The following is a 5,229-nucleotide window of genomic DNA, read 5'->3' on the forward strand; positions in this document are numbered from 1 at the left end:
GCATCTAGGGGATAATTCCCTCGATAGCGAGGATCGAGATTTTTGGCAATGGGTGATCGATCGGCCTTGGATCAATCTCTCATATACCGAGGGGGCTAAAAAGGCCGGGGCTTTATTGAGTGCCGGCTACGCTGCTATAGCCTTGCCGGGCATTTACTCAGGATATCGGCAATTGAGGGATCCTCACGGGAAAGCGATCGAGATGCCGCGCCTTATCCCTCAACTGATGCCATTTTGCGGGGGGGGCCGGGAGATAGCCTTTTTCTTTGATCAGGATAGCAAGCCAAGCACAATCAAAAATGTCCGGCGGGCGATCGAGCGCACAGGCCATCTTCTAGGCTCTCAAGGATGCAAGGTATCCGTAGCCCGATGGCCGAGCGAATTCAAGGGGATTGATGATTTTATCGCAGCCCAAGGGGGGGAGGCCCTTGATCAAATATTCTCTGAGAGAATCTCTTTAGATGCTTATAAAATCGAGAATTTTTCCGCTCTCACCCCCGATTTAATCATAAATGAGAGATATATCTCCCAATCCCTAGAAGTGCCTGAGAGTGCCAAAATCATAGGGATTAAAGCCCCTAAAGGCACGGGAAAAACTGAATGGATATCGGAAAAAATATCACCGGCGTTGGCTAAGGGAGATCGATCTCTTGTACTCACTCATCGGGTACAATTAGGGCGCGAATTGGCTAATCGATTCGGTATGAATTATCGATCAGAATTGGCAAAAAGCGAGGATGGTAGCCTATTAGGATACTGCCTATGTATCGATAGCTTACATCCAAAAGCTAATCCTAAATTTAATCCCCTTGACTGGGAAAATGCCACGATAATCATAGATGAGGCCGAGCAGGTTTTTGGGCATTTATTGAATAGCCCTACCTGCGAAAAATACAGGGCAAAAATTATCGATTCTCTGAGAGAATTACTCAGAATTGTAGTAAGTACAGGGGGAAAAATCTATCTATCCGATGCTGATTTGAGTATGAATGCTATCGGGTATGTGCAATCCCTAATAGGCTATCCCGTACCTAATTACATCATTGAGAATACCTATAAATCCCCCCTCAAAAGGGAGCTATATCTTTTCGATGGGAACAATCCCTCTGGCTTGATTCAAGAGTTAGAAATCGCTGTAAATAGCGGTCAAAAAGCGATTGTTCACACGGATGGTCAAAAGCACAAATCGTCCTATGGATCAAGGAATCTTGAGTATTTATTTAAGAAAAAATACCCCAATCTAAAAATCCTGAGAATTGATAGCGAGAGTGTGTCCGATCACTCTCACCCTGCTTACGGGTGTATGGGGAATCTCGATCAGATTTTATCTCAATACGATCTAATTATTTGTTCCCCCGTGATCGAGACGGGAGTATCAATCGACTGCAATCACTTTGACGCTGTTTTCGCTATCTCTCATGGTGTACAAAATGTCGATAGTTTCGCCCAAACATTAGCACGAGTAAGGGCTGATATTCCCCGCTATGTTTGGATTTCGGGGCATTCTCCTAACAGAATTGGCAATGGATCAACTGACCTCAAACAACTATTAGCAGGGGAACATTTTAAAGCGAAAAATACTATCAGGATACTGCAAGCAGTGGGATTGAGAGAGATTCCAGAATTTAGCTTTTTAGAAGATGGGGAGAAGTATTCCCCTAGCCTTAGTTTGTGGGGGAAAAATGCAATTAAGATTAATCTAGAAGGAAAAAACTATCGAGAATTGCTAATGAAAAAATTAGAGAATGAAGGATACCAGATCACCCCGATCGAGTCGAGTGACAAAGAATCTATTGAGGCATTAAAGGATGAGATAAAATCAGCATCAGATGAGAATTATTCAGAGCATAAAGAAGCTGTGTTGAATGCTGATAGTATCAGCAATTCCGAGTACAATTCGCTTAAGGAAAAAAGGGAACTAACAGAAGGGGAAAGAAATCAATTAAAGCGGGCGCGGATCGAGCGCACTTACGGAATTAATCTATCCGATGAATTGATCACCAAAGATGATGATGGATGGTATCCCCAGATACGCCTACATTACTTCCTCTCAGTAGGTAATGAATTCTTAGCTGATCGGGATAGCAAAAAATTAGATGATGCCCTAGAGAATGGGGGGGGGAAAATATTCAAGCCGGATATTAATCGATCACTTTTATCGGCAAAAATTAAATTATTGAAACTTCTCAATGTAGAGCAGTTTTTTGATCCTGAAAAAGAATTTACCCGGGATAATCTTGCTGATTGGCTTGATCGCCTTAAATCCCCTGCGATTATCGCTCAAATTAAATCGATTTTGGGATTTTCCCTATCGATGGATGATAATCCGATCTGCTTCGCTCAAAGGCTTTTAGGGGCCTTGGGGCTGAAGCTTAGTTATGTCGCGTACCGGCGGTTCCCGGATGGCTCGCGGCAGCGAGTCTATCGCGGTTGTGATCCTCTCGCTGACGGCCGGGGGGAAGTTTTCGAGCGGTGGCTTGAGCGCGATCGCGAATTGGGGAATCAAGAGATCGAGGATATCGCTATCGCTGCCTAATCCGGTGCATCTCCCTTAATATACTATTATTAATATTATCCCCGGCGCTCCTCACCCGGCCGAAAGATTTTTCGCTGGGATCGGCGGATCCGAAAAAATCTTAGGATTTTTCTGGCTTCGGCCACACTGCATCCAAGATTATCGGCCAATTCTTTAATGTAGCCCGATTTCGGCGAAATCTTTAGCATCCTCCCCCCTTCTCCTCCCAAAGATTGTCAGATCGCAACTGCCAGTGATCAAAAAAATCAGGGAAAGAATAAGGGCGGAATTTCTCCCCCTTTTGCGCCCGCTTTGCCCATTTTGCGATTGTCGCGTAGCTGCAGCTTAGTTTTTTTGCCAATTCCACATTGGTTATTCCCGGTGTTCCCCCCTTCTCCTTCCAAAGATCATCCTCGCCCAATTCCCATCGATCAAAAAAATCAGGGAAAGAATAAGGGCGAAAATTTTCGCCGCGAGCCATTCTTTTTTTCCAGAGAAGGATCAAGTATAATTTTTGGCCGAGCAGCTCGGCCAATTCAATATCCGTGAGGCCAAATCGCAAAGTAGTCATAAATGTCTATCCCTGTTGGATAGACATATTTTAACCTTAAATCAGGATATCCATTCGATCTTTTTTTTCCCCCCCCGATCCACGATCTGGATCCGAGATTGATAAGGCTCAGGTATCCCTGATTTTATCCACCGATTGAGGGTTGTAGGGCTTTTCAGCCCTAGCCGTTCGGCGATCGCTTTTTGAGTTTTAGGCGTGTCTATCTGTTGGCTAGTCGTGTCTATACTGTCTATACTGTCTATCTGTTGGCTAGTCGTGTCTATACTGTCTATACTGTCTATCTGTTGGCTATCCAACTGCATAGATAGGGCTTTCAGGCGATGATCAAGAGAAAAGATTTTTTCCGATAATCCCTGATCGCAATCGGACAAGCGATCGTCGACTGCCTCTATCCAATCATTTAGCCTTTTGGTGATTATGCCTAGTCGTTCGTCTAGTCGTTGAGTAGTCGTCTCTAGTTTGTCTATCCGATCAGTGTCTATACTGTCTATCCCTTGCTTTTTTCCCGTGACTATCCCAATGTCTATCGTACCGGCTAGGCACTGATTAATAAAATCGTATAGAAGCGATGCTGTATCAGTGTTTTGGCTTTTTGCCAATTGATTAAAGGCATCTCTTTTCTCACCCTCGATCCGAACCGTAATCAGTTTATCGCGTGCCATAATGTCTATCCATTATCTATCTGTCTATTCATAGAATAGCAACTGGCTAGTCAATGAATAGACAACTATGGACACGTTTGAAATTGGCACTCACCCAATCAAATCTACCCCCCCCGGATAAAGGATCCTATTGAGGGCATCGAGATCGCTATACGAAGTCACTCCGTGTTTGCCGCGCCCCTTTTTTGCCGGATGATTTTTTCTCGAAAAAAGGATGTAATTTTCGATCGCTTCAGCGCACTCATCCTTAATTCGGATATAGTACAAATGATTGCATTTTTTCAAATATAGCCATTGCCGCGAGGGATGAAGCATATATAAAATATTTTTCCGCGAGAGATGCAGCCGATCCTCCCATTTAGATAATTCCTCCCATTCGATTGGGCTTCCATCTGATTTATGGCTTTTTGCTCGATAGCAAAGCAAGGAATATTTTGTGCATCGAAATGCTTGAGAAGTAGAGCCTAGCCCGCGCTCGTGTCGATTTCTTTTGGATCGCATGGATACTATTTGCCTTAGTAACAGATTGTATCATAGCACTTTGGCGATTGGGCAAAGGATGAGTGGGGTCATGTATCCGCACTACCTAGGCTCGAAATCGCTTTTTTTAGGCAAAATTCTCTTAAGGAAGATTTAAGCTTCTGTACTATGTATTCAATGAAATCAGTACAGTTTATCGCATCCATGCAGTAAAAATCCTTTTGACCTATAATGATCAAAAGGCATTTATCAATTGAGAAATCGCTTAATTACTATTATAATCTTTTCTCTGATTTCCTAATATTAAATAAGGCATATATTATATATATAATATATGGTATATCTGTATTTATAGATAGTCTATAGATTAGATTAGACATCTAATCTATAGCCAATGGCTACAAAATGGAAGCTTGTTTTTTCCGAGGATTAATGATATAAATAAAAGCGTGCGCGTCCCAATCACTGGGCCGCGCCACACAAAAATAAAAAACTTCAATCATAATGATACTAAGTAACGATAGCTTTGTCAACTATTTAAATGACAACCATTCTCAACAAGCAACCATTTCCGAGCGCCATTATCGCGAATGGATAGAGAGCGCCGTCGAGCCGGCGATTATCGCCCTCAATTTGGAATCTCTAGAAGGGGATACAGCCCTAGAGAGGCTCTCTGAGAATGCGATAGAGTCCATCGGGGCCGCCCAAAAAACACCTCATAGCCACCAATATGCGACCGCGCCCGTGGCTAAAATTTTTAATCGCTATTCTGATATGAGTGGCGAGGGGTGGTGGTGTAGTGGGATGGATGTACTCACAGGGGAAGTTTCCCAGTGGGGATGCTTCAAGCCGGACAGGCCGCGCCTATCTCAAGAAAAGCTTAAGCCGATTAAGTATGAACACCCGGCTAAAACCCCTACAGAAATCTTCGCCCTCCGGGTATCCTACAGAATTGGGCTAAAAATCGCTGAAAAGCAAGGATTAAAGGACGATTACCTAGA

Annotated in this window: 3 protein-coding genes and 1 pseudogene; 2 read left to right on the top strand and 2 right to left on the bottom strand. The window is 43.5% G+C overall.

Annotation, left to right across the window (positions count from 1 at the left end; translation table 11 throughout):
- On the top strand, positions 1-2,536 hold a 2,536-nt coding region (locus MICAI_RS15675; RefSeq protein ID WP_232306214.1), incomplete at its 5' end, for a plasmid replication protein, CyRepA1 family.
- Between the two features lie 181 nt (positions 2,537-2,717).
- Here the strand turns inward: MICAI_RS15675 and MICAI_RS15680 are convergent.
- Together MICAI_RS15680 and MICAI_RS15685 are read right to left on the bottom strand one after the other, a co-directional pair.
- On the bottom strand, positions 2,718-3,086 hold the full coding sequence (locus tag MICAI_RS15680) for a hypothetical protein (RefSeq protein ID WP_039900282.1): 369 nt from the start codon (positions 3,084-3,086) through the stop codon (positions 2,718-2,720).
- 41 nt (positions 3,087-3,127) lie between these two features.
- Positions 3,128-3,748, bottom strand: a complete 621-nt coding sequence (locus MICAI_RS15685) for a hypothetical protein (RefSeq protein ID WP_008203881.1) — start codon at positions 3,746-3,748, stop codon at positions 3,128-3,130.
- Positions 3,749-4,732: 984 nt separating this feature from the next.
- Between MICAI_RS15685 and MICAI_RS15695 the strand changes: the two are divergent.
- Positions 4,733-5,229 (top strand): annotated as a pseudogene (locus MICAI_RS15695) (hypothetical protein); the annotation flags it as partial.

The organism is Microcystis sp. T1-4, assembly GCF_000297435.1.
Lineage (GTDB): Bacteria > Cyanobacteriota > Cyanobacteriia > Cyanobacteriales > Microcystaceae > Microcystis.